The following is a 22,824-nucleotide window of genomic DNA, read 5'->3' as shown; positions in this document are numbered from 1 at the left end:
AAGGCCAAAATCATGACCCTCGAAATCGACATTTCCCGTTTCACCAATCTTGACCTTCAGGCCCATGACGACGGGGTCTGGGTGGTAACGCTGAACCGGCCGACAAAGCGCAACGCGCTGGACATTGCCACCATCGAAGAGCTGGTCGATTTTTTCTCGACGGCACCGCGCGCCGGGGTAAAAGCGGTGGTTCTGGCCGGATCAGGGGATCACTTTTGTGCCGGTCTCGACCTGATCGAGCACCATGACGCGGATCGCAGCCCGGCGGATTTCATGCATGTCTGCCTGCGCTGGCACGAGGCCTTTAATAAAATGGAATATGGCGGTGTTCCGGTGATTGCCGCCCTGCAGGGCGCGGTTGTGGGCGGTGGGCTCGAGCTTGCAAGTTCTGCCCATATCCGGGTGATGGATCAGAGCACTTATTTCGCCCTGCCCGAGGGCCAGCGCGGGCTGTTCACCGGCGGCGGTGCCACCATCCGCGTCACCGATCTGGTGGGCAAATCGCGGATGATCGACATGATGCTGACGGGTCGGGTCTATCAGGGGCAGGAAGCCTGTGATCTTGGTCTGGCGCAATATATTGTCGAAGGCTCCAGCTTTGACAAAGCGCTGGAATTGGCGCATCGCACCGCCGAAAACCTGCCACTGTCCAACTTTGCCATCTGTTCCGCCGTTAGCCATATGCAGAATATGTCGGCAATGGATGCCGCCTATGCCGAGGCCGTGGTGGCGGGTGTGGTGAACACCCAGCCGGACGCACGGGCGCGCCTTGCCGCCTTTGCTGACAAATCCGCAGCCCGCGTGCGCCGCAACAGCTCAGAGACCAGGACGCAGCGTCTCGCCCTGAGCAATCAGGGCTGGACGACATTCCATATAATGAAATTTAACTGTTGCCCGGTTTGGGTGGATCGGGTCTTCTCTCTCTACTGGATCGTCAGGGGAGGGACGCAGATGGGGCACAGGCAGCTAAGACAGGGCCTGCCGAGACGGGCGCCGCTGAGACGGGGGCGCGGGTGATGCTGCGCGCTGTACACAGCCTGCGGTTTCGACTGGTTCTTGGCGCCGGTCTGATCGGTCTGGTTGCGGTTTTGGCCTCTGGGCTAACCATTCAGGGCATGTCCCGGATGTCGCAGCAGGTGAAATCAGCGGTCACGGCCGAGCAGCGCATCCAACGATACGCGGTGTTGGCCAGCCAGGTCGGATCTCTGATTGTGGTGCTCTATGAAGCCTCCCAAAACAATCTAGATGCCGATACACAGACCGCGCGCCTTGAGGGTTTGCGGGTGGCCATTGGGCATAGCTTTGCGCAGATCCGCAGCGATCTGGATCGTGACATTGGCACAGCCCGGCGGGATGATCTCGACGAGCAATCGCGCCGGGCAACCCGCAGTATTGGCATTGCCCGCATGGAGGCGCTGTTGCAGGTGACGCTGGACCGGTTCCAGACCATCGATCAGGCCAGTGATCAGGCCAGCGATCAGACCGCAGATCCAGACCTGCGTGCGGTCCGTATGCAGGGGCAAATCAATGCCTTCTCTTTAGGATTCGACCCGCTGCTGAATGGGGCCATCACGCAAGAGCGCCGCATTCGGGATGCGGCCATTGCAGAGGTCGATGTGCTGCGCAACCGCCTGACACAGGCGGCGCTGGGTGTCGGTGCGCTGGCGGTCCTTATGGTCTCCGGCTTTTACCTCGCGGTGGTGCGGCCGCAGTTCTCGCGGCTGGACCGGCTGAAAACCGCATCCCGTGCCATTGGGCCAGGCAATTTCCGGGTGGATCTGCCGGGGGGGCGCACTGACGAGATCGGCCAGCTGTTTTTGGCCACGCAACAAATGGCCGAGGCGCTCTCCCGGCGCAAATCCGAGGTTGATGACGAATGGAGCCGACTGAACCAGACCATCTTTGAGCGCACGGAAGCGCTGCGCAGTGCCAATGAGGCTTTGGCCAAAACGGACGAGGATCGCCGCCGGTTCTTTGCCGATGTCAGTCACGAGCTGCGCACGCCGCTGACAGTCATCCTGATGGAGGCCGATATGGCGTTGAAATCCGGGGCCGAGACAAATGAAGCGTTCCGGGTGATCCGCAACCGGGCCCGGCGTCTGAACCAGCGTATTGACGACCTTTTGCGCATTGCGCGCTCTGAATCCGGAACCCTGTCGATGGAGGCCAGGGTCTTTGATCTGGGCGCGGCAACCGGGGCTGCGGTGGCCGATATGCGGCGTGTCGTCGAAAGCGCCGGACTGGAGTTGAGCCTGCAGGAGGCGGCGCCGCAGCCGGTTCTGGGAGATCCGAACTGGGCGCGTCAGGTGGTCACGGGTCTCATCGAGAACGCTCTGCGCCATGCCCGCGACGGCGGTGTGATCAGGGTGCAGTTGGCGCAGGAGGGGGAGATGGCTCTGGTGCAGGTCATTGATAATGGCCCCGGCATTGATGCGGCAGATCTGGACCGGGTGATGGCCCGGTTTGCCCAGGCCCGCGACAGCAGTAAATCCGCAGGGTTTGGCATTGGCCTGTCGCTTGCCCGCTGGATCATCGAAGAGCAAGGCGGCCATATTACCATGCAAAGCCCGGTGCCCGAGCCACTGCGGGCCGGGCTGTCACCCGGTACTTTGGTCACGGTTTTTTTGCCGCGTGCCGAGGGCTAAGATTTAGCCATGAGCGAGATGACCATTCTGATTGTCGATGACGATCCTGAAATCACCGATGCCCTGGCCCGCGGGCTAAAGATGCACGGCTACAGCACCCTGACCGCAAGCACGGTCGAGGCCGCAGAAATGCGGTTTGGCGATGCGGATGTGACAGCGGCCATCGTCGATGTCATGATCGGCCCGCAAGGCGGCATCGATCTGGTGCGGCCCTGCGCCAGGGCGGCAATACCAAGCCAATCCTGAGGCTCTCGGCCATGGCCGAAGTTGAAGACCGCGCAGCGGGGCTTGCGGCTGGGGCGGATGACTACATCGTCAAACCCTTTGCCTTTGATGAGCTGGTGGCGCGGCTCAAGGTGCAGCAGCATCGTGCGGGTGTCTCTTCGGCGGCGGCGCTCAAACTTGAGAAAACTGCGCGCAGCGTGCAGCTTGGCGGGCGCAGCGTGCAGCTCACCGGCGGGAGTTCACCCTGATCGAACTGCTCTATGCGCAACGCGGCAGAGTGCTGTCGCGCGGGGAAATCTTTGATCAGCTCTGGGCAAGCGAGGGCACGTCTTCAGAGAACGTGGTGGATGTCTATATCGGATATTTGCGTAAAAAACTGGCGCCGATCACAGATTTTGGAATTGAAATCAAGACGATAAGAAGCAAAGGCTTTGCTCTGACGGAAACCGAACGAGCCTGAGGCAAGGCCTCTCTTAATTTTTTCTTAGAACAAAATCTTTGACTCACTTAGGGCAGACTGTGCAGAGTTTAATAACACCAGAGGAGGAAATTGAAATGTCTTGGACGAAACCAGTTCTGCGCGAAATTGAATGCGGCATGGAAATCAACATGTACGGCCCAGAGGGTGAAGAGCGCGAACACGACGATCTGTTTTGAAAATGGCACGTGCGGAGGCTGGTAAAGTGTTCCGCACATGCATTTTGGGTGCGGCCGCCGGTGGCGGTCTGCCCCAATGGAATTGCGGGTGCAGAAATTGCGAATTGGCCCGGCTTGGAGAGATTCCGCCGCAGAGCCAATCTTCTGTTGCCTGCAGCGTTAATGGCAGTGATTGGGCGATTCTAAACGCCTCTCCGGATATTCGGGATCAGATGGCAAACACCGCATCGCTGCACCCAACCGATTTGCGAATCAGTCCGCTGAAATCGGTTCTTTTGACCAACGGCGATATTGATCACGTCGCAGGCCTGCTCACCCTGCGCGAGCAACAGCCGTTTGATCTTTTTGCAACTCAAGACATACATGATGTACTGGCTGCCAATCCAATCTTTGCGGCGCTAAAGCCGGATCTGGTTATACGCCGCACGATTGCGCTTGGTGTGCCGTTTCAGCTGGTCACCGGCCTGACAGCCACGCTGTTTTCCGTGCCGGGTAAGGTGCCGCTTTATCTTGAGGGAGAGGTCGTTGAGACCGACCTTGAGGGGGAGCAGACCGTCGGCGTGCATCTGCAGGGCGCCGGACGTGAGGTTTTCTACATTCCCGGCTGTGCCGCCTTCAAACCCGACCTGAAGGCCCGGCTTGAGGGCGCAGATATGGTGATGTTTGACGGAACCCTGTGGCGGGATGACGAAATGGTCACCTCTGGGCTAAGCCAGAAAACCGGGCAACGCATGGGGCATATGTCTATGTCGGGGGCTGAAGGCTCGATTGCGGCCTTTGACGGCATGGCTATCACGCGCAAGGTCTTTGTTCATATGAATAACACCAATCCGGTTCTGCGGCCGAGCTCGGCTGAAAAGGCCGAAGCCGAGGCGGCGGGCTGGACCATTGCACAAGACGGAATGGAGATTGACCTATGACAGGACAGGTCCCGGATAAAGCCGCCTTTGAGGCCCGGCTGCGCCAGATTGGCGCTGAGCGTTACCACGACAAACATCCCTTCCACACGTTGCTGCATTCCGGCGGCTGCACCCCGGATCAGGTGCGTGCCTGGGTGATCAATCGCTATTATTACCAGTCGCGGATCCCGATGAAGGATGCCGCCTTCATGAGCCGGGTTGACGATCCCGCCTTGCGGCGCGCCTGGCGCAGCCGGATCGAGGATCACGACGGCACTGCGGCCAATGAGGGCGGTATCGCCCGCTGGCTGCGCCTGGCCGATGCGGTTGGGCTGGATCGCGACTATGTCGCCAGCGCCGAAGGGGTGCTGCCCGCGACCAAATTTTCGGTCGATGCCTATGTGCGCTTTGTCCGGGATGAGACCCTGCTTGAGGCGGTTGCGGCCTCGCTGACAGAGCTTTTTGCCCCCAAAATCCACGCCGCGCGGATCGAGGGATTGCTGAAAAACTATGCCTTTGCCGATGACAGCAGCCTGTCTTATTTCAGGAACCGCCTGACCGAGGCGCCAAAGGATGTGGCCTTTGGGCTGGCCTGGGTTCTGGAGCGGGCCGACACGGTGGAGAAACAGGATGCCGCGGCAAAGGCGCTCATTTTCAAAACCGATGTTTTGTGGTCGCAGCTCGACGCGCTGCATGCCGCCTATGTGGACCCGGCGCGCATTCCGCCCGGTGCCTGGCAGCCGGGGACCTGTTTGATGGCACAGGCTGCTGCGGCCTCATGACCGGGGTGTTCGCATGACTGGGTCTGTGGCGCCAGAGGCTGTGCCGGTGCTGCCGCGCGGGGTGCGGCTTCACTATGACCGGGTGCGCGATCAATGGGTGTTGCTGGCGCCGGAACGTGCTGTGGCGCTTGATGCCATTGGCCATGCTATTTTGAAAGAAATCGACGGCAGCCGCGCCTTTGGCAGCATTGTGCGGGGACTGGCCGAAACCTATGGCGCGCCCGAAGATCAGGTGGCGCAGGATGCGGGCGGCTTTCTGCGGGGCCTGATGGACCGGCGCTTTTTGGAGACAATATGATGGACGGGACACGGCCAGAGGATCTGCAGGCAGAGGGCAAGCGGCTTGGCATTCCGGCCCCAATTGCGATGCTGGCCGAGCTGACCCACCGCTGCCCGCTGTCCTGCCCCTATTGCTCGAATCCATTGGAGCTGGCGCGCAAAGACCGTGAGCTGGACACCGAGACCTGGGTTCGCGTGTTCCGCGAGGCCGCCGATCTGGGGATTCTGCAGCTGCATCTGTCCGGTGGCGAGCCGGCCTCGCGACGGGATCTGGTTGAACTGGTATCTGCCGCCCGTGAGGCCGGGCTTTACACCAACCTCATCACCTCTGGCATCGGGTTGAGCCAGCGCCGCCTGCAAGAGCTGGACGCGGCTGGCCTTGATCATGTTCAGCTGTCTCTGCAGGGCACAGACGCGGAGATGGCCGACAAAATTGGCGGCTACAAAGGCGGCTTCAAACGCAAAATGCAGGTGGCTGAATGGATCAAGGAGATCGGATTTCCGCTGACTCTGAATGCGGTGGTGCATCGCCAGAACCTGCATCAATTGCCCCGTGCGATTGAGATGGCGCTGGAAATGGAGGCCCGCCGCATAGAGGTTGCCATCGTGCAGTTTCACGGCTGGGCTCTGGCAAACCGGAACGCCCTGATGCCCACCAAAACCCAGGCAGCCGAGGCCAGTCGCATTGTGGCTGAGGCACGCAAAGCCCACAAAGGCCGCCTCGTGCTGGACTATGTGCCCGCGGATTATCACAGCGACTATCCCAAACGCTGCATGGGCGGCTGGGGTACCACCGGGCTGAATATCGCGCCCGACGGCGAGGTCTTGCCCTGCCATGCGGCGCAGACAATCAAAACGCTGCGCTTTGACAATGTACGGGCAAAAAACCTGTCTGAAATCTGGTATAGTGGCGCGGCCTTTAACGCCTATCGCGGTGAGGATTGGATGCAAGAGCCCTGCCGGTCCTGTGAGTTCAAGAAAAAGGACTTTGGCGGCTGCCGCTGTCAGGCCATGGCGCTGGCAGGCGACCCGGCGGCAACGGATCCGGTCTGCATCAAATCGCCTTTGGACAGCGAGCGTCAGGCGCGGGCAGAACAGTTCTCCACCAGCGAAGACACTGAGCTGACCTTTCGAGCGCAGCCCAGCAGCGCCTGAAGGCCAGATACAGGCGTCCCCCATGGCGGTCGCGGCGGGGATCTATACACATGGGTTGCGCGTTTTTTCGGGCGTTTTTTGCAACCGAACCGCTGTATATTTACCCTTTATATCTAGGTTGGTCTGGCGGTTCAGCGCGGGGCGCTGGTAAGGTGTTGCAGGCCGTATAAGCAGGTGGTGATGCAAAAATTCAGCCGGGCAATATCTCAGTGGCTTTGCGTCCTGATCCTCTGCGTCAGCACTCTTGGCCAGATGCCTCAGGCCGGGGCACAACAGGTGAGCGCTCCGAGCCGCGAAGATTTCCTTGCTCTGGCACGCCAGGGATGGGTCTATGAGGTCCGCACCGCGCGGCATCAGCGCGACACGGGGGCTGCGGTTCAGTTCAACAGCACCGAAGCGGCGCTTGGCTCTCTTTGTGTGTTTGGCGACCGCCCCCATGCGCAGTCGAAACGGATTTTGCGCATTTTCTCCGACCTGTTGAGCGATATCTATGGTCACCGCCTGGCGATCACCTATGCGCCGGGTGCCATCAACAACTGCCCGGAGCGGCAACGCATCTACCTGCGGCTCTATTCAGGCCGCGCCCCCGACCGGCGTTTCAATGCGGATTTGCAACATCTGGACCGCGAATTCGGCATTGGTTTTCCGCGCGGCTGGAGCGAACCTGTGCGCTCTCCGGGGCAGGTCAACGGGTTTTTCGGGCGCCGGGGCACCACTGCGCATCTGTTGATCAACCAGCCGCCCCGTGGCGATCTGAGCGAGCTGCAACAAAAATATCATGCCTCCCTGCTGATTGAAGAGCTGTTTCAGGCCATCAGTTTTGGAGCCGACATTCTGAAATTTGAACGTGCCACGCCGTTTTTGTCCAAGCTGCAGGAAATCCCGGTGAACCGAGGCCCTGCCCTGGGCCTCGGAGCGTTTTATGGCGGGCCTTTTGACCAGCACACCCGGAGCACTTTGCGGCTTTGACGTCTTCATGCTGCATGCGCTGGCCGGTGCGAACCTGCGCAACACAAACTCTCCGGCGCTGTTGCGGTTTATCGAAACCCATTTTGAGCAGCTGCGGGATGAGACGCTGCAGACGCTGTCCAACCCCGGCTATTCCAGCGTTCTGGATGGTGAATGCCTGGCGGTGCCGGGTTAAAGGACCTGGCCTGGTGAGACTGGGTTGGTGAGACTGGGCTAATAGTGGGGCGCGGAGGCATGGCTGGGGCGGCGTGCTGGCCCTGTACCGACCAACGGCTATGTAGATTTTTGCCCGATCGGGGAACAGACTGCTGACTAACCTCGGGAGGTCAGTCGTTTTGCCAGATGAGAATTCACAGACCCGGTTTGAGCAAATATCAGAGTTGAAACGCTGGCTGCAGGCAGGATTGATTGCCAGTGACAGCCTGATCGAACGGTTGCTGATTGGTGTGCTGACCGGGGGACATCTGCTGATCGAAGGGGCGCCGGGACTGGCCAAGACCCGCGCGGCCAAGCTTTTGGCCAGTGCCATCAGTGGCAGTTTTGCCCGGGTGCAATGCACACCGGATTTGCTGCCCAGTGATCTGAGCGGCACCGATGTCTTTAATCCCGAAACCGGAAAGTTCTCCTTTGCCCCGGGGCCGGTGTTTCACAATCTGGTGTTGGTGGATGAAATCAACCGCGCGCCGCCCAAGGTGCAGTCAGCCCTGCTTGAGGCCATGGCCGAAATTCAGGTCACCAGTGGGGCTACGACGCACCCTTTGCCAGAGCCGTTTTTTGTCGTGGCGACGCAAAATCCAATCGAACACGAAGGCACCTTTCCGCTGCCCGAAGCCCAGCTGGACCGGTTCCTGATGCATATCCTGCTGCATCTGCCCGGGCTTGAGGCCGAGCGGCAAATCCTTGATCTGGTCGAGAGCGAAAACAACGCGACCGAGGCTGCGCCTCCGGTGCTGAGCCTTGAGACGCTGCGCGGCGCGCGGCGCGATGTTGCCGGGGTGCATCTGTCGGCTGCGCTGCGCGACTATATCGTGCGGCTGGTGGTTGCTACCCGCGCGCCACCTTTTTCGGACGAGATCGCCCATGCGGTCTCGCCGCGTGGATCATTGGCCTTGGCGGCGGCAGCCCGCGCCCGCGCCTATCTTTTAGGGCGCGATCATGCGCTGCCCGAAGATGTGGAGAGTGCCGCGGCAGATGCATTGGCGCACCGCATGGTTCTGAGCTGGGCCGCCACCGCCGAGGGGCGCACGGCGCGGGGGATTGTGGCAGATATTTTGAGCCGGACCGATCCGTTGTGACGGGGGCGCCGGGCACTTGCCTGTCGTCACAGGCTCTGATCGGGATGCGGGACCTGGTGCTTCAGGCCGCAGTCTCAGAGCCGTCGCTCAGCGCGTTGCCGGGTGGGTTTGCGCTGCGCCGACGCGGTCAGGGACAGGTGATCGCCGACAGCCGCCCCTTTGTGCAGGGCGATGATTTGCGCCATGTCGATCGTGGCGCGACCGCACGGACCGGTACGCTGCATGTGCGCAGCTTTCACGAAGACCGGGATCGAGTGTGTTTTCTTGTGGCGGATTTTCGACCTTCGATGCTGTGGGGTATGCGGCGGGCGTTTCGCTCGGTGGCCGCTGCCGAAGCGCTGTGCTGGATTGGCTGGCAGGCTGTTGAGGCCGGTGGCCGGGTTGGTCTGTTGGCCGCGACAGCTGAACACACGGTGATTGTGCCAACCCGACCCGGCCTGCGCGGTATGCTCTCGGTCATTGGCGGCATGGTGCAGGCCCATGACGAGGCCATAAAGACCGCCATGACACGCGCAGCCACAAGGGCCACGGGAAGGGGCGGCACTGCCACAGCAGGCCAATCGGATCTCTTTGCCGAACCAACGCTGCGGCAGGCAGTGGCTGGTCTGAGCCGGGTGGTGCCACGCGGGGCGGATGTCGTCCTTGCGACAGCGCTCGACAGCGCAGGAGAGGCGTTTGAGGCCTGGCTTGGTGATTTTTCTCAGCACCGCCACCCGCAGTTTTTGCTGATAGAGGATGGCGCCCTGCATGATTTACCAGCGGGTCACTACCCGCTGCGTGGGGCCGATGGCAGCCGACGGGATGTGCAGTTTTCCGGCAGGGCCACTGCTTCGGCTGCGACCCGCGTGGATGCTAGAGCTGAGGGCGGAACTGGGGCCCAGGCACGGGTCCGTGTCGCTAGCCCGGCCAACCCGTTGCGGCATGATCTTTGGCGTATAGATGCAGGTCTGCCCGTTCAGGACGCGATGCGCCAGGCGCAATACCAGCACGGCGCGCCAGAGCCAATGCGACAGCCGACACCCAGCGTTGCAGGGGTAGCGCGGTCATGACAGAGCAAAGCCCCCAGACCGAGGCCCTTTTGCTTGCGCTGCAGGATATCCGCCTGCCAGGTGACGCGCCGGGTGGCTTTTGGGCCGAGGCTGCGGTTGCCATGGCTCTGGGAGTGCTGGTGGCGACTGGGCTCGCAATGGTGTTTGCGGGCCTGTCGCAACGCCGGGTCAGACCAGCCCCGGCGCCACAGCTGTCTGAACAGATCGCAGTGGCGCGGCGCCTTCCGGAAGAAAGCCGCATTCTGGCCTTGCTGCATCTGGCCCGGCGCCACTATCCGCAGGTGCAGCTGGTGCCGCCTCAGGCGCTCTATACCCCCGGGCAGCTCCCCGCAGCGCAAGAGGTCGAGGCGGTGCTGTTGGCGCAGGAGGCTGGCGATGCCTGACTTTGCCGACCCGCTGATGTTTGTGCTTTTGGCCGTGCCAGTGCTGGTGTATTTTCTGGCGCCCGCGCAGGGGCATGCCGGGGCGGCGCTGGTGGTGCCAGACAGCGTGGGGCGCTTTCTTTTGGCTGGCGCGGAGCCGCGGGCACAGGCGTCCTGGCGACGATTGGCGCTGCCTGCGCTGCTGTGGTTTCTGCTGGTGACGGCTCTGGCCGGGCCGCGAATGCTGGCGCCGCAGCAGGCGCTGCCCATGTCGGGTCGTGACCTGATCCTGGCGATTGATCTCTCGGGGTCGATGGTGCGCGATGATTTTGAACTGGACGGCCAGCGGGCCACCCGGCTTGAGGCGGTGAAATCCGTGGCGGCAGCCTTTGCCCGGCAACGGAGCGGCGACCGGGTTGGGCTGGTGGTGTTTGGCTCCGGGGCCTATGTGGCGGCTGCGCCCAGCTTTGATACCGAAGCGATTGCGCGCACAATCGAGGACATGGTTATCGGCATTTCTGGCCGGGCGACCAATATCAGCGATGCGCTGGGGATCGGGTTGAAACGGCTGGCACTCTCGGACGCGGAGACAAAAGTCATCCTGCTTTTGTCTGATGGGGCCAACAATGCCGGGGCGGCAACACCTGTGGATGTCGCTGCACTCGCGGCGCAAATGGGGGTGCGGGTGCACACAATTGCCCTCGGGCCGGTGTCGCTGCAGGAGGACCCAGAGGATCGCGGCCGCGTTGATGCGGAAACCCTGCGCAGAATTGCACTGATCAGTGGCGGTGAGATGTTTCGGGGTAAAACCACTGCGGGTTTGCAGAATGTGAGGCGCAGCTCGACGCGTTAGAGGCGACAGCACGGGCGGGGTTGGCCGCCGAAACCTATCGAGACCTGTGGATCTGGCCCGCGGTTCTTGCCGCTGGCATCTGTCTTTACATGGTGATCGGGGCGCGCCGGTGAGGCGCCTGTCCGCCAGGGCTGGGGGGCAGCCATGATCGAGCTCGCGGGTTTCAGCGTGCTGCGTCCCTTTTGGGGGCTGCTGATTCCGCTCCTGATTGTGATCGCGGTTGTGCGCCTGAGACGCGCCGTGCGCCCCGGCGACTGGCAGTCCCGCATTCAGCCCGAGATCCTGACAGCGCTCAACGCCTTGGGCCGGGTGGAAACCGCGCGGGCCGGTGCAAAATCAGTGCTTCCTCTTGTTATTGCCGGTATTATTGCTCTGGCTTTGACGGGTCCTGCGGTAGAGCAGAGCCGGGCCCAGACCTTTCGCAATCTGGATGGTGTGGTGTTTGTGATGGATGTCTCGGGCTCGATGAGCCGCGATCCCAGCTGGACCAGCGTGGTGACGATGGCCCGTGCCGGGGTGGGGGTTCTGGGCAGTCGCCCGGCGGCTTTGATTGTCTATGCCGGCGACAGCTATCTGGCGTCGCCCCTGACGACGGACCATGTGCAGCTGGGCCAGACCATATCGTTGCTGGATGACAAAACCGTTCCAGATCGCGGCAATCGTCCGGGGCTGGCGCTGCAGCAGGCGGCGCAGGTTCTGCAGCAAGCCGATATTCTGGCGGGCAATGTGGTCCTGATGACGGATGGCGCCGGGCTGGGGGCAAGCGCCGAGCAGGCTGTCCGCGACATTACCACACTCGGCGCGCGCCTCTGGGTCATTGCTGCGCCCACAACCGTGTCCGGCGAGGAAGATCCCAGCCGGCCTGAGGCCCTGCGCCGACTGGCGGAGCTGGGTGGTGGTCAGCTCTATAGCCCGGAGCAGGTCGCGGCTTTCATGGCAGATCTTGAGGCGGCGAATGCGCAGCGGCTGGAACGGCGCGATCTGCAACTGCTGTTGCTGACTGATGTGGGGCGATACCTTTTGTTGTTTGCTCTGCTGCCCGCTCTTTTGTTTTTCCGAAAGGAGAAGATCTGATGCGGCGGCTGTTTTTGGTATGCGCAGTCCTGCTGCTGGTGGCTTTTGCAGGGCTTGCCGGTGGCAGCGCGCCGTTTGGCCGGGTGGCGCTCTCTTTTGGCCTGCCCACATTGGCCGCGCCTTTGTTGCGGGATCCATTGTGGCGCGGTGTCGCCCATTATCGGGCGGGCGCGTTTGCGCAGGCCTCGGATACCTTTGCCGCTGCCGGACCGCAGGGGCTGTACAACCTTGGTAATGCGTTGACACAACAGGCGAAATACGCGGCTGCCCTGGAGGCCTATGATCTGGCGCTGGCGGTGCGGGACGACCGCCGGGCGCAGCAGAATTTTGACCTGCTGCGCGCCTTTTATGCCGGGACCGCGATTGATGCCGACTCGGTGTTTTTGCAAGAGGACCGCGAGGGGGACACTGCCGAGGCCCCGATTGCGCGCGGATCGGCGCGGGCTGCCGGCACCGGCGATGATGTGAGCAACACTGGGGCCACTTTGGGGCTGGCAGAGATGCAAAGCCATGGTCGCCTTGGGGTGCGGCGTGTCTTTGATGACCGGTTTATTGTGGCAAGCCCGCAGTGGCTGGAAACGCTGGAGGATGTCCCGGGAGCCTTTCTTGGGGCTCGTATTCAGCATGCTTACAAACAGCGTCGCAAGGCTGGCATCGGGCAGATCGCGCAGGATACCCCATGGTGACGCAGCGTGGCTTGATCCATTTCGGCCTGATGGCCAGACAGCTGGCCCGCTATCAGGTCTTTTGTTTGGCCTTCTGTCTGGCCTGTTGCCTGGCGGCACCCGGGGCGGCCCAGGCCCAGAGCCAGGGCGTCGAGGCCTCTGACCTGCAGCTGACTGTGAGGGTAGAGCCCCTGCCCGCCACGCCGATGCGTCAGGAGATGATCCTTCTGACCATTCATGGCATTTACAAGCGACACATCACGCTGGAACGGCTGGAACAGCCCGATTTTGCCGGGTTTAACTGGGTGCAGCTGGGTGAAGACCATTGGTTCGAGAGCATGCTGGACGGCCGCCCGGTCAAGAATATGCGCCGCCGTATGGCGATTTTTCCCAATGAAGCCGGGCTTTTGGACATCGCTCCGTTTCGTCACCACCTGACCCTGCTGGATAAAGACAACAAGTGGTTCGAACACACGGTCTCGTCCAATCCTGTCAGCCTCTCGGTGGATCCCGAAGCGCAAAACGGCGACTGGTGGTTCCCGGTGCGCCGCCTCAGGGTGGCGGATAACTGGTCAAACGCACCCGATCAGTTGCAGCAGGGGGCGGGGGTGCTGCGGGTGGTGCGCATATCGGCATTGGGCGCCAGCCCTGATATGATTCCGCCAATGCCCGAGCTGAAATCCCCCTCAGCGCTGATCTTTGCCCATCCGGAAAAGCGTCTGGTGGATCTGACACCCTATGGCCCCGAAGCAATCGCCTATTGGCGCTGGACCGTCACCCCCACCAATGGCCATGCGGCGATTCTGGAGCCAATCGAGTTCTCCTATTTTGATACCTTTGAGCGCAAAACCAAGCGGGTGGTGATTTCGGCGCAACGGGTCGCTTTTGGCGATGCAACCCCGCCGCCTTCCGCAGGAGGGCAGGCAGGGATCGCGACTGTGGCGCTGAATCCGGGCCTGCTTGCGACTGTTGCAGGCGTTGCATTTGGTTTGAGTGTCGTGATGGCGGGTTGGGGGCGACGCGCCTCAACCGCCCGTTTGCGGACCTGGGGTCTGCGCCAGCGCAGGCGGCACGAACTCAGGCGGGCGGCGCGTCGATCAGATGTTGCGACGGTGCGGCGCGCCGCTCATCTTCTGGATGCACTATATGCCCCGTCAGAGGCGCGCCACGCCCTGCTGGCAGAGCTGGATACGACTGTTTTCGCGCCTGCAAAGCACTCTTTGAATTTGAGAAAGTTTTCACAAAATATTATCCAAAGTTGTAAAAAGCAGTGATCACCGAGTCATTTCGCAGGCGCAGAATAATTTGCGGAAAAATTGCTGCACTGCAGTAAAATGAAGCCCGCGAATCCTTTTGCGCCGCGTCAGACAGAAGCAGGTGTTTTCGGCTGCGATAGGCTACCTTTACTTTATCAAAAACTTCCCTTGTTTTAAAAAAGGTTTCCTCTAACCTCCTCTCAGGGGAGAAAAAAAATGTCGAATTCTTTGGGTAAGGAAGTACCTGTCGCGATTAATATGACGTTGGTGGTAGATGATCATCCGCTTTATTGCGACGCGATGGCCGCCTCTTTGTCTACGGTTTTTGAAATGCAGCAGGTCCATTCGGTCTATTCGCTGAGTGAGGCCTTGTTGGCCTTATCAGAAGGGCTGGTTCCGGACCTTGTGATGCTGGATCTGCGATTGCCGGATGTCACCGGCCTGAGCGGATTTATCAAGCTACGACAGGAACTCCCCGATGTTCCTATCCTGATTATCTCGGCGGATTCCTGCGATGAAACGATCCAGACCCTGATGGCTGCTGGCGCGGCTGGTTTCATCCCAAAGGATGCGCATCGAACGGTGATCGCTGAGGCGCTGGAGCGGGTGCAGGTGGGCGGAAAATACCTGCCGCCGGGCTTTAGTCCGCAATCGGCACCTGCGGACAGCAATGTTGTCGCCCTGCATGAAATCTCGCAGCGAATCGCGGATCTCACGCCGCAGCAGGGCCGGATCATGGCTTTGATCTGCGCCGGCAAGCCCAACAAACAGATCGCCTATGAGCTGTCTTTGGCCGAGGCCACCGTAAAGGCGCATATCACGGCGCTGTTGCGCCGTCTGGGCGTGCGCAACCGAACCCAGGCGGCGGTGCTGGTCAACAGCGTCAGTCTTGACCGGCAGGATGGTCTGTCTGACAGCGATGCCCGCGCTCTGCTGAGCTGAAAATGGCGCAGGAGTATCAGACGGTGTCGCAAATCGCGGCTGTGGGCGTCTCTGTCATTGATGACCCGCACCTGGCGGTGGCAGAAGCGGTGGCCATGCTGGGCACGCGCTCTTTGTGTTTTGTGCTGGCCTTTGTTCCCGAATGTCTTGAGCCTGCCGACGTGGCGGAGGCGCTGAACCTGCATCTGCCAAGGACCCCTGTTTTTGGCTGTACCAGTGGCGGCCAGATCACGCCGCGGGGATATGAGGGCAATGCGCTGCTGCTGGTGGGGTTTCCGCGCAAGCATTTCCGCTGCTCGTCCGCGCTTTTCTGTCCTTTAAAACCGGTGTCCATCGAAGAGACCGCAATCAAGGCTAAAACACTCGCCAATCGTTTTCGCACCACGGCCAACTGGCGTCGCTTTGGTCTGACCTTTGCCGATGGGTTGTCGAAACAGGAAGACGTTCTCGTCGCGGCCCTGGAGGCCGGGCTTGGCGCGATGCCGGTGTTTGGTGGCTCTGCCGGGCGGGGCATTGCCTATGATGTCACATATATTCTGCATGGTGGAAAATTCCATGAAAACGCCGCCCTGCTGCTGATTGTCGAGACCGACCTGTATTTTGAAAGCCTGGAATTCGACCACTTCACCCCTACCGACTGTCAGCTGGTGGTGACCGAAGCCGACCCGGAAGACCGGGTGGTTCAGGAGATCAACGGCAGCCCTGCCGCCGAAGAATACGCCCGGCTGATCGGCTGTTCGGTGGGGGAGCTGTCGCCACATGTGTTTGCCGAAAACCCTGTTCTGGTCCGGACCCTCGATAACTGGCATGTACGAGCCATCCAGGAAGTCCGCGAGGATGGCGCGCTTGCCTTTCTCTCTGCGATCGAAAACGGGCTGGTGCTGGCCCTGGGACGGGGCAAAGAGATCATCGAGACAATGGACACCGAATTGCGGGTGCGGGGACCACAGGGAGAGCAGCCGGATTTTGTCCTGGGGTTTGACTGCGTGTTGCGGCGGCTGGAGATTGAACACAAATCGCTTTCTGATGTGGCCTCTGAGGTGCTGCGCGATCGCCGGGTTGTTGGGTTCAACACCTATGGAGAGCAGCATGGGGGCATCCACATGAATCAGACATTTGTGGGCATCGCCTTCTTTTCCTCCAAACGGGAAATAGACCTGTGATTGACAAAAACCAGCCTCTCGAAGTGCAGATCGCCAAGCAGGACAAAATTATCAAAGCCCTGATTGCGCGGGCCAATCAGAGCCACGAGCTGGGCAATTCCGCCTATTCCCTGTTCCAGTCCGCGATCACGTTGCAGAGCAAGGTTTCAGAGAAAACCCGCGATCTTGAGGCCGCGCTCAACACCCTGGGGCGCGCCAGCAATGATCTGGAAACCTCGGAGGAGGCCCGCACCCAGACCCGCGAAAGCCTGGCGGACGCGCTGGAAACCATGGAGGGGGGATTTGCTCTTTTTACCGATGGGCGCCTGCAGGTTTACAATGATTTTTTCAAGCACCTGATCACGGACGCCTGCCCGATCATCCAGCCGGGTCTGTCGCTGGCGCAGTATTTTCAGGTGCTCAGCCGCAGTCGTGATATTTCGCCTCGCGATGAGGCTGACCGACTGAACATGGAGAGCGCGGCCCAGCGTCAGGATGCAAAATCGACGCCTCCTTTTGTCTTTGCCCTCAAAAACGACCGCTGGTTTGTGATCAGCTACCGGCGGACCAGCCGCAATAACACTGTGGTTCTGCAGACCGAAATCACCGCAGTTGTGCGGTCCAACAGGTTGGAAAAAAACCGCCTGATTGACGCGCAGGAGCATTTTCTGAAAGCCGCGTTTGACAACATGCCACAGGGGGTTTGCACCTTTTCTGCCGATGGGACCTTGCTGATCAACAATGCCCGCTTTGCGGACCTTCTGACCTTGCCGCTGCAGCTGACCCGTGTGGGCACCTCCTTTGCGCAGATCATGGAGTATCTCAATGCAAAGGTTCTGGTCGGCGCCTTTTCGCAGAACAGCTTTGACGGGTTGATGCGCTTTTTGCGCCGCAATGGGCAGATGCACCTGCGCGAGCGCCACGGCACCGGTACTGTGCTCGATATCGACCTGCATCCGCTGCCGGACGGCGGCTGCATCGTGAATGTTGTGGATGTGACTGCGCAGTCCCAGACCACGGAAGAGTTGGAAAACCGGGTGCAGGAGCGCACCCAGGAGCTGACGGATGTCAACACGGTGTTGCGGCGTCAATATGCCGAACAGGCCCGTGTCGAAGAGGATCTGCGGCTTGCCAAAGCCGAGGTCGAAGCCGCGATGACCTCAAAAACACGGTTCTTTGCCGCCGCCAGTCATGACCTGCTGCAGCCGATCAATGCCGCCAAACTGCTGATCTCGTCGCTGAGCGACATGGCGGCCGGAACCAACATGGCAGAGACCACCCAGCGGCTGGACGGCTCGTTTCAGTCGATGGAATATCTGTTGCACGCTCTTTTGGACATTTCGCGCCTGGAATCGGTGGATACCAAGCTGACGATCAGCGATTTTGATCTTGGCGGGCTGTTGCAGGATCTGGCCGAAGACATCGCACCGCTCGCCCATGAAAAGGGATTACGGCTGGATGTGATCCCCTCCAGCGTCTGGGTGCGCAGGGACCAGCGCTATTTGGCCAGATCGCGCCAAAATCTGGTCAATAACGCGATTCAGTACACTGTTTCTGGCCGGGTTCTGATCGGCTGCCGCAGGCGTGGAGACGAGGTCATTCTCGAGGTCTGGGACACCGGTATCGGTATTTCCAAGCGCGATCAGCAACGCATCTTTCAGGAATTCACCCGAGTCGATGCAAGCCCCAGAGTGGGCTTTGGCATGGGGCTTGGACTGTCCATCGTGCAACGGGCCTGCGCCCTCTTGGGGCATGATGTCAGCGTGCGTTCAAAGCCGGGAATAGGGTCGTTGTTTTCCATCAGGCTGCCGATTGTGCCGCCGGTGAATGAGCAGCCTCGCGAGACAATTTTGCTCCCTGCCTCAGATACGTCTGGCATGGATCTGATTATCATGCTGGTCGAAAATGATCCCGGTGTTTTGTTTGCTCTGACGCAAAAACTGGAAAGCTGGGGCGCCTCTGTTCTTGGCTGCCACTCTACCGACGAGGCGATCCGGTCGCTTGAGGAAATCGGCATGAGCCCGGATATTATTCTGGCTGACTATCAGCTCGATGGCGAGGATACCGGGGTGCATTGCATTCTGGAGCTGCGGCGCCGGACGGGCATCGCCATCCCCGCCATTATGATCACCGCCAACCAGGAAGAAGCCATCAAGGAAATAGGGGCAAAGCCCCAGTTTTCAGTCCTGACCAAACCGGTCAACCTGTCCCGTCTGCGGCCGCTGATAGATTGGAAAACCCGCCATGTCTCAGACCATATCCCTGAGCTCGAAAAAGCGCAGGGTTAAGACCAAGGTCTGCCATGACCTCTGGCTCTGCCCGAGTACTCTGGGTGTAATCAAAAGGATGACATCATGATTTTTCTGCGCGCCCTGTTGTTTCTGCTGCTTTTCGCCAGCCCCATTGCAGCTGCGGAAACATACGATCTCATTTTCCGTCAGGGGAGCCTGACAGGCCTGCCGCAAACGGATGTGCTGACCTATGACCGGCGAGTGGATGTCGAAACAAATCCCGAGTATTCGGCCCGTCACACAGGCCATGTTGAGTTGACGTTTGAGCCGGATGACATGGCCCGCCTCCAGTTTGTGCAGGATGAAAAGCACAAGCTGCTTGGCCGGTTTCCCGCCACGGTTGGCAACCCGATCATCATGTATTTTGTGGAAACCGTGCTGCGGGACGTGGCGCATGAGGCTGGCGGCAGCCCGTTCTACATCCGCAACCGCATCAAGGAATCTCTCCTGCTGCAGGTGCCGGTAGTAGAGGCCGATGTGGCCTTTGGGGATCAGACCGTTGCGGCAAAGCAGATTGTATTGCGCCCTTTTGAGACGGACAAAAGCCGTGACAAAATGGGGGCCTATGCTGATCTTTCGCTCACCTTCACCATGTCAGAGCAGGTTCCGGGCTGGTACAGCTCGCTGGTGGCACAGGCCCCCGGCAAAGAGGGCGCGCCGGGCTATAGCAATTCCCTGACATTACTGCCTACTGGTGAGGCTGAAAAATGAAATTTCTTTGCCTGATCAGCTGTTTGATGGTGGCCGCAGGACCAGGCTGGACGCAGTCCGTGTCTGACCGGCTGAATGATTACCCTACTGCCGCGCGGGCAGATTATGTGTTTGGCTGCATGGCGGCAAACGGTCAGGGGCAGGATATTTTGCGCAAATGCGCCTGCTCGATCGACCATATCGCCTCTGTCCTGCCCTATGAAAAATACGTCGAGGCGGAAACGGTGCTGTCGCTGCAACTGGCAGGCGGGGAACGGATGTCGATTTTCCGCACGGCCGCCCCGGCCAAGGCCCTGGTGGCCGATCTGCGCCGCGCCCAGGCCGAAGCTGAAATTCTGTGCTTTTGACCTGCGCGTGAGGAGGCCGCAGCCGGATCATATGCCGGATCATAAAAAAACACTTGGCTGTGGCCGCAAAAATTCGGGGGCCAGAATTCGGGGGGCTGAAAACGAGGTTTAGCTCTCGCCAGATTTGGGCAGCAGGGTTTCAAAGATATTGCCCTCGGTATCCTGGGCGCGGACACGCAGCGCAGGTGCGCCATTGTCGAGATAGCCAAACCGGAACACAGGGTTTTCGCTGACGGAAATCCCGCCGGTCATGGTGAACAGCATTTCATCGCCTTGAAAAACCTCAAGCTGGTCAATGAAATGCGCGCCGATAAACAGCTGCGTTATCTGATCGCGCTGCAGTCCGGAATAATTTGGATGCCGGATCATGATCTGGGCTTTGCGGCGCGCCGTTGACATCTGGGCCGGGGTCGACAGCGGTTTTGTGTCGGCTTCAAAATGCCGAAGCCGCATTTTGCCCATAGCGGCCAGCGCCACCTCAGGGTCGCGCGATGCCGGGGCGGAACAGCCGCCCGAGGCCTTTACATAGCGGCCAGTCATCGACCAGCCAGCCTCTGTTTCGGCCAGCACCCGGATATTTGAATATTGATTGACCCGCACCCGCACCTCAAAATCCAGCGGCCCCATTGCCGCACCAAAACTGAAATCGGCTGCCATCGGCGCTGGGTTCTCGTCGATGACGACGATGGCCCGCTCTATGGTCTCGGCACCGGTTTTTTGCTTTATCACCAAGGGCACGGTTGCGGCATCATGGGCGCGGTAGGGGGCCACCACCTCAAACAATGAGGCGCCATCGTGCAGATCGACCTCCCCAACAATGTCGCCGCGCAAATCTTCCCAGGATGGCCCGTTCTGGAGCGGGTTTTCCTGCGCATCCAGTCGCTGTGAAAAACCGGTGGATGCAAGCAGCGCCAGGGCTGAGGCGACAAAAATATTTTTCATCATGCTCTCCGTTTTCTGGCAAGATCCATAGCACATTTTGGCTTTGGGAGGAACGATCCTAAAGGATTGGTCGTACTGCGCGCCAAATCATGCGGAAATTTGACCGCAGATCTGCCAGAAACGAGGACCGCGCATGTTCGAAGCCGTTGTTGCCCTTTGCCTCGCGGCAGAGCCCAAAATTTGCCGGGCGCGTCTGGTTCCCGGTTACCGCATGGCCAGTCTCTCGGGGTGCGAGGCAGCCCTCAACTCCAGCCCCCCCTTGATGAATTTTCTGGTGACGAATTTTCCGCAGCGCTTGATTGCAGCACCGCCCCATTGTCAGCAAACCGGGCCAGAGGCCGCAGTGATCGAGGCCGCGCCGGGGCTCTTTGTGCATATGGGCGCGGTCGCGGATGTCAGTGCCGCCAATGCCGGGGATGTCTCAAACAGCGGCTTCATCATCGGCACGCGAGGGGTGGCGGTGATTGATTCCGGTGGCTCCCGGCAGGTCGGCGAAGAGCTGTACCGGGCGATTCGCAGCCAGACAGACCTGCCCATTCTCTACGTGATCCTCACCCATATGCATCCCGACCATGTGCTGGGAGCCTCGGTTTTTGCTGAGGCAGGCGCCAGGGTGGTTGGCCATGAGGCATTGCCACGCGCATTGGCGGATCGGGCCCAGACCTATCTGGCGAATTTTGAACTGCTGACCGGTGCTCAGGCGCTGATTGGCACGCAGCCAGTCCTCCCGGATGAGGTCATCACCGCGACCAGCTCCCTTGATCTGGGCGGGCGTGTGATCAGCCTGCAGGCCTGGCCCAATGCCCATACCGGCACGGATCTGACGGTCGGGGACCCCACAAGCGGGATCCTGTTTGCAGGTGATTTGCTGTTTCATCGCCATGCCCCGGCGCTGGATGGCTCTGTTCTGGGGTGGCGGCGGGTGCTGACGCAGATGCAGAGCCTGCTCTATACTCAGGTGGTTCCCGGACATGGCGGCCCGCTTCTCCCCTGGCCCGATGCGGCAGCGCCGCTGCAGGACTACCTTGAGGTTCTCATCACCGAGACGCGGGCCGCGATCACGCGCGGTGACACGCTGGGAGAGGCTGTGCAAACAATCGCTTTTGGCGAGGCAGATGCGTGGGAGCTGTTTGATCTCTTCAACGCCCGCAATGCCACCGTGGCCTATACCGAGCTAGAGTGGGAATAGCGCCCCGGCAGGCGATCAGCTCTGCAGATGCCTGACTAGCTCTGCAAGTGCCTGGCCAGCGCCTGCGCCAGCGCAAAGGTGCGCTTTTCCAGCAAAACCGGTGTTTCGCAGACATAGGTCAGGGCCTGTGCCCGGTCGCGGTAGATCCGCTGTTGCCAGTCCAGCTGTTCCTCCAGAGCATCGACCCGGTCATAGTCAGGCGCCTCTGAGGCCATGATCTGATCCATCTCGACCCGCGCCTTGTCGATCCTGTCAGAGGCCTCAATCTGGGCCAGAGAATAGCTGGTTATCCCGCCGATAAGCTGGGAGCGGTTGTGATTTATACGTTCAAAAACAATGCGAAAGATCTGACCCAACACGGCATCTGTCACACCGGGCGTGTCGCGCAGAAATTCTTCGATCAGGGCGTCAGCCTCGCTTAGAGAGATGCGGCGCAGCACCAATGTCTCGGCCAGTTCAATGGCTTGTGGTCTGATTTCAGAGGGAATTTTTCCGTCGGGAATGGGCTGTGTCCACATCAACCCCAGAGACATGTTTTCTACCCGGCGCTGCGGGCAGGGCCATTCGGGGTCTGAGAAATCAGCCGCCCCGCCGACCCCCGGTATGGCCAGCCCAAGGGCCAATACAACAGCCTTAACAGTCGCGCGTCGCGTATTTCTCATGTGATCTCCTCCCTCGTCGATTGTACCCAGCACGGTCTGCAAGTCCACGCCTCACAACACACACCAAGGTCGTAATTGTGAGATCGGGGCCGCCAACAGTAGGCTGATTTCAACGATCGCTAGAGTCGGATCAATACAGTTAGGGAGATAGCCTTTGCGCACACGTGCAGCCGTTGCAGTTGCTCCGGGCCAGCCGCTCGAAGTAATGGAAGTGAACTTGGATGGCCCCAAGGCGGGCGAGGTGCTGGTGGAAATCAAGGCCCCCGGCCTGTGTCACACGGATGAGTTCACCCGGTCCGGCGATGACCCCGAGGGCATCTTTCCGGCGATCCTTGGCCATGAGGGGGCAGGCGTCGTGATCGAGGTCGGCGCAGGCGTCATCAGCCTGGAGGTGGGCGACCATGTGATCCCGCTTTATACCCCCGAGTGCCGC

The 22,824-nt window shown here is 60.4% G+C and carries 27 protein-coding genes and 1 pseudogene; 26 read left to right on the top strand and 2 right to left on the bottom strand.

Going from position 1 to position 22,824, the window contains the following annotated elements; translation table 11 throughout:
* Positions 1–12: 12 nt before the first annotated feature.
* The 24 genes and pseudogenes from B4968_RS15650 to B4968_RS15550 all read left to right on the top strand — a co-directional run.
* Positions 13–816, top strand: a pseudogene (locus tag B4968_RS15650) (crotonase/enoyl-CoA hydratase family protein); the annotation flags it as partial.
* Between the two features lie 200 nt (positions 817–1,016).
* On the top strand, positions 1,017–2,645 hold the full coding sequence (locus tag B4968_RS15645) for a sensor histidine kinase (protein ID WP_083100403.1): 1,629 nt from the start codon (positions 1,017–1,019) through the stop codon (positions 2,643–2,645).
* A 9-nt stretch (positions 2,646–2,654) separates the two neighbouring features.
* Positions 2,655–2,891 (top strand): response regulator, encoded by a 237-nt coding sequence (locus B4968_RS25820; protein ID WP_338153286.1) that lies wholly within the window; start codon positions 2,655–2,657, stop codon positions 2,889–2,891.
* An 11-nt stretch (positions 2,892–2,902) separates the two neighbouring features.
* Positions 2,903–3,118 (top strand): hypothetical protein, encoded by a 216-nt coding sequence (locus tag B4968_RS25815; protein ID WP_338153285.1) that lies wholly within the window; start codon positions 2,903–2,905, stop codon positions 3,116–3,118.
* 29 nt (positions 3,119–3,147) lie between these two features.
* A complete protein-coding gene (locus tag B4968_RS25810) occupies positions 3,148–3,330 on the top strand; it encodes a winged helix-turn-helix domain-containing protein (protein WP_338153284.1) in 183 nt (60 codons plus the stop codon).
* A gap of 95 nt (positions 3,331–3,425) precedes the next feature.
* On the top strand, positions 3,426–3,527 hold the full coding sequence (gene pqqA / locus B4968_RS15635) for a pyrroloquinoline quinone precursor peptide PqqA (RefSeq protein WP_083100402.1): 102 nt from the start codon (positions 3,426–3,428) through the stop codon (positions 3,525–3,527).
* A 2-nt stretch (positions 3,528–3,529) separates the two neighbouring features.
* On the top strand, positions 3,530–4,447 hold the full coding sequence (gene pqqB / locus B4968_RS15630) for a pyrroloquinoline quinone biosynthesis protein PqqB (RefSeq protein WP_083100401.1): 918 nt from the start codon (positions 3,530–3,532) through the stop codon (positions 4,445–4,447).
* Positions 4,444–5,208 carry a pyrroloquinoline-quinone synthase PqqC gene (gene pqqC, locus B4968_RS15625; protein WP_083100400.1) on the top strand — a complete coding sequence of 255 codons (765 nt, stop codon included), beginning with the start codon at positions 4,444–4,446 and terminating at the stop codon, positions 5,206–5,208. Before pqqB ends, pqqC begins: the two co-directional genes overlap by 4 nt.
* Before the next feature lie 13 nt (positions 5,209–5,221).
* Complete coding sequence (pqqD, locus tag B4968_RS15620; protein ID WP_083100399.1) at positions 5,222–5,506, top strand: pyrroloquinoline quinone biosynthesis peptide chaperone PqqD; 285 nt, start codon at positions 5,222–5,224, stop codon at positions 5,504–5,506.
* A complete protein-coding gene (pqqE, locus tag B4968_RS15615; RefSeq protein WP_139792866.1) occupies positions 5,506–6,642 on the top strand; it encodes a pyrroloquinoline quinone biosynthesis protein PqqE in 1,137 nt (378 codons plus the stop codon). The genes pqqD and pqqE overlap by 1 nt, the downstream gene beginning before the upstream one ends.
* A 180-nt stretch (positions 6,643–6,822) precedes the next feature.
* Entirely contained in the window at positions 6,823–7,611 is a 789-nt protein-coding gene (locus B4968_RS15610; protein WP_083100397.1) for a hypothetical protein, read from the top strand.
* A complete protein-coding gene (locus tag B4968_RS23175; protein ID WP_139792865.1) occupies positions 7,565–7,786 on the top strand; it encodes a hypothetical protein in 222 nt (73 codons plus the stop codon). The genes B4968_RS15610 and B4968_RS23175 overlap by 47 nt, the downstream gene beginning before the upstream one ends.
* Positions 7,787–7,946: 160 nt before the next feature.
* Entirely contained in the window at positions 7,947–8,906 is a 960-nt protein-coding gene (locus tag B4968_RS15605; RefSeq protein WP_083100396.1) for an AAA family ATPase, read from the top strand.
* A 44-nt stretch (positions 8,907–8,950) separates the two neighbouring features.
* Positions 8,951–9,955, top strand: coding sequence for a DUF58 domain-containing protein (locus B4968_RS15600; RefSeq protein ID WP_139792864.1), 1,005 nt, complete (start codon positions 8,951–8,953; stop codon positions 9,953–9,955).
* Positions 9,952–10,338: a hypothetical protein gene (locus B4968_RS15595; RefSeq protein WP_083100394.1), complete on the top strand. Its 387-nt coding sequence runs from the start codon at positions 9,952–9,954 to the stop codon at positions 10,336–10,338. Before B4968_RS15600 ends, B4968_RS15595 begins: the two co-directional genes overlap by 4 nt.
* Positions 10,331–11,170 (top strand): VWA domain-containing protein, encoded by an 840-nt coding sequence (locus tag B4968_RS15590; protein WP_241525784.1) that lies wholly within the window; start codon positions 10,331–10,333, stop codon positions 11,168–11,170. The genes B4968_RS15595 and B4968_RS15590 overlap by 8 nt, the downstream gene beginning before the upstream one ends.
* 144 nt (positions 11,171–11,314) lie before the next feature.
* Entirely contained in the window at positions 11,315–12,244 is a 930-nt protein-coding gene (locus B4968_RS15585) for a vWA domain-containing protein (protein WP_083100393.1), read from the top strand.
* Complete coding sequence (locus tag B4968_RS15580) at positions 12,244–12,930, top strand: tetratricopeptide repeat protein (protein WP_083100392.1); 687 nt, start codon at positions 12,244–12,246, stop codon at positions 12,928–12,930. The genes B4968_RS15585 and B4968_RS15580 overlap by 1 nt, the downstream gene beginning before the upstream one ends.
* Positions 12,924–14,183, top strand: a complete 1,260-nt coding sequence (locus tag B4968_RS15575) for a BatD family protein (protein WP_083100391.1) — start codon at positions 12,924–12,926, stop codon at positions 14,181–14,183. The genes B4968_RS15580 and B4968_RS15575 overlap by 7 nt, the downstream gene beginning before the upstream one ends.
* A gap of 198 nt (positions 14,184–14,381) precedes the next feature.
* Complete coding sequence (locus B4968_RS15570) at positions 14,382–15,107, top strand: response regulator (RefSeq protein WP_083100390.1); 726 nt, start codon at positions 14,382–14,384, stop codon at positions 15,105–15,107.
* A 2-nt stretch (positions 15,108–15,109) separates the two neighbouring features.
* Complete coding sequence (locus B4968_RS15565; RefSeq protein ID WP_083100389.1) at positions 15,110–16,270, top strand: FIST N-terminal domain-containing protein; 1,161 nt, start codon at positions 15,110–15,112, stop codon at positions 16,268–16,270.
* The gene (locus B4968_RS15560; protein WP_083100388.1) at positions 16,267–18,537 is read left to right on the top strand and encodes a hybrid sensor histidine kinase/response regulator; all 2,271 of its coding nucleotides are present in this window, start codon (positions 16,267–16,269) and stop codon (positions 18,535–18,537) included. Before B4968_RS15565 ends, B4968_RS15560 begins: the two co-directional genes overlap by 4 nt.
* Positions 18,538–18,603: 66 nt before the next feature.
* Positions 18,604–19,251 carry a hypothetical protein gene (locus tag B4968_RS15555; protein ID WP_083100387.1) on the top strand — a complete coding sequence of 216 codons (648 nt, stop codon included), beginning with the start codon at positions 18,604–18,606 and terminating at the stop codon, positions 19,249–19,251.
* Positions 19,248–19,598, top strand: a complete 351-nt coding sequence (locus B4968_RS15550; protein ID WP_083100386.1) for a hypothetical protein — start codon at positions 19,248–19,250, stop codon at positions 19,596–19,598. Before B4968_RS15555 ends, B4968_RS15550 begins: the two co-directional genes overlap by 4 nt.
* A gap of 108 nt (positions 19,599–19,706) precedes the next feature.
* Here the strand turns inward: B4968_RS15550 and B4968_RS15545 are convergent, their stop codons facing one another.
* Positions 19,707–20,543, bottom strand: a complete 837-nt coding sequence (locus tag B4968_RS15545; protein WP_162495049.1) for a quinoprotein dehydrogenase-associated SoxYZ-like carrier — start codon at positions 20,541–20,543, stop codon at positions 19,707–19,709.
* A gap of 130 nt (positions 20,544–20,673) precedes the next feature.
* On the opposite strand from B4968_RS15545, the gene B4968_RS15540 reads away from it, so the two are divergent.
* Positions 20,674–21,729, top strand: coding sequence for a quinoprotein relay system zinc metallohydrolase 2 (locus B4968_RS15540; protein WP_083100384.1), 1,056 nt, complete (start codon positions 20,674–20,676; stop codon positions 21,727–21,729).
* Positions 21,730–21,764: 35 nt separating this feature from the next.
* Here B4968_RS15540 and B4968_RS15535 read toward each other — a convergent pair whose 3' ends face one another.
* Entirely contained in the window at positions 21,765–22,391 is a 627-nt protein-coding gene (locus tag B4968_RS15535; RefSeq protein ID WP_083100383.1) for a hypothetical protein, read from the bottom strand.
* 154 nt (positions 22,392–22,545) lie between these two features.
* Here B4968_RS15535 and B4968_RS15530 point away from each other — a divergent pair.
* Positions 22,546–22,824, top strand: a 279-nt coding sequence (locus tag B4968_RS15530) for an alcohol dehydrogenase catalytic domain-containing protein (protein WP_148664072.1), incomplete at its 3' end; no start/stop codon positions are given.

This window comes from Pseudophaeobacter leonis, assembly GCF_002087335.1.
Classification (GTDB): Bacteria; Pseudomonadota; Alphaproteobacteria; order Rhodobacterales; family Rhodobacteraceae; genus Pseudophaeobacter; species Pseudophaeobacter leonis.
Note: the sequence above shows the minus strand (reverse complement) of the source record. Positions and strands in the feature narration are given on the sequence as shown.

Excerpts from the sequence above, each read along its gene's own strand:
- B4968_RS23175 (WP_139792865.1), top strand. The coding sequence starts at position 7,565 with ATGGCGGGCCTTTTGACCAGCACACCCGGAGCACTTTGCGGCTTTGAC.
- pqqD (WP_083100399.1), top strand. The coding sequence starts at position 5,222 with ATGACTGGGTCTGTGGCGCCAGAGGCTGTGCCGGTGCTGCCGCGCGGG.
- B4968_RS15575 (WP_083100391.1), top strand. The coding sequence starts at position 12,924 with ATGGTGACGCAGCGTGGCTTGATCCATTTCGGCCTGATGGCCAGACAG.
- B4968_RS15595 (WP_083100394.1), top strand. The coding sequence starts at position 9,952 with ATGACAGAGCAAAGCCCCCAGACCGAGGCCCTTTTGCTTGCGCTGCAG.
- B4968_RS15540 (WP_083100384.1), top strand. The coding sequence starts at position 20,674 with ATGTTCGAAGCCGTTGTTGCCCTTTGCCTCGCGGCAGAGCCCAAAATT.
- B4968_RS15610 (WP_083100397.1), top strand. The coding sequence starts at position 6,823 with ATGCAAAAATTCAGCCGGGCAATATCTCAGTGGCTTTGCGTCCTGATC.
- pqqE (WP_139792866.1), top strand. The coding sequence starts at position 5,506 with ATGGACGGGACACGGCCAGAGGATCTGCAGGCAGAGGGCAAGCGGCTT.
- pqqB (WP_083100401.1), top strand. The coding sequence starts at position 3,530 with ATGGCACGTGCGGAGGCTGGTAAAGTGTTCCGCACATGCATTTTGGGT.
- B4968_RS15550 (WP_083100386.1), top strand. The coding sequence starts at position 19,248 with ATGAAATTTCTTTGCCTGATCAGCTGTTTGATGGTGGCCGCAGGACCA.
- B4968_RS25820 (WP_338153286.1), top strand. The coding sequence starts at position 2,655 with ATGAGCGAGATGACCATTCTGATTGTCGATGACGATCCTGAAATCACC.
- B4968_RS15645 (WP_083100403.1), top strand. The coding sequence starts at position 1,017 with ATGCTGCGCGCTGTACACAGCCTGCGGTTTCGACTGGTTCTTGGCGCC.
- B4968_RS15570 (WP_083100390.1), top strand. The coding sequence starts at position 14,382 with ATGTCGAATTCTTTGGGTAAGGAAGTACCTGTCGCGATTAATATGACG.
- B4968_RS15535 (WP_083100383.1), bottom strand. The coding sequence starts at position 22,391 with ATGAGAAATACGCGACGCGCGACTGTTAAGGCTGTTGTATTGGCCCTT.
- B4968_RS15580 (WP_083100392.1), top strand. The coding sequence starts at position 12,244 with ATGCGGCGGCTGTTTTTGGTATGCGCAGTCCTGCTGCTGGTGGCTTTT.
- B4968_RS15600 (WP_139792864.1), top strand. The coding sequence starts at position 8,951 with ATGCGGGACCTGGTGCTTCAGGCCGCAGTCTCAGAGCCGTCGCTCAGC.
- pqqC (WP_083100400.1), top strand. The coding sequence starts at position 4,444 with ATGACAGGACAGGTCCCGGATAAAGCCGCCTTTGAGGCCCGGCTGCGC.
- B4968_RS15555 (WP_083100387.1), top strand. The coding sequence starts at position 18,604 with ATGATTTTTCTGCGCGCCCTGTTGTTTCTGCTGCTTTTCGCCAGCCCC.
- pqqA (WP_083100402.1), top strand. The coding sequence starts at position 3,426 with ATGTCTTGGACGAAACCAGTTCTGCGCGAAATTGAATGCGGCATGGAA.
- B4968_RS25815 (WP_338153285.1), top strand. The coding sequence starts at position 2,903 with ATGGCCGAAGTTGAAGACCGCGCAGCGGGGCTTGCGGCTGGGGCGGAT.
- B4968_RS15565 (WP_083100389.1), top strand. The coding sequence starts at position 15,110 with ATGGCGCAGGAGTATCAGACGGTGTCGCAAATCGCGGCTGTGGGCGTC.
- B4968_RS15590 (WP_241525784.1), top strand. The coding sequence starts at position 10,331 with ATGCCTGACTTTGCCGACCCGCTGATGTTTGTGCTTTTGGCCGTGCCA.
- B4968_RS15585 (WP_083100393.1), top strand. The coding sequence starts at position 11,315 with ATGATCGAGCTCGCGGGTTTCAGCGTGCTGCGTCCCTTTTGGGGGCTG.
- B4968_RS15545 (WP_162495049.1), bottom strand. The coding sequence starts at position 20,543 with ATGATGAAAAATATTTTTGTCGCCTCAGCCCTGGCGCTGCTTGCATCC.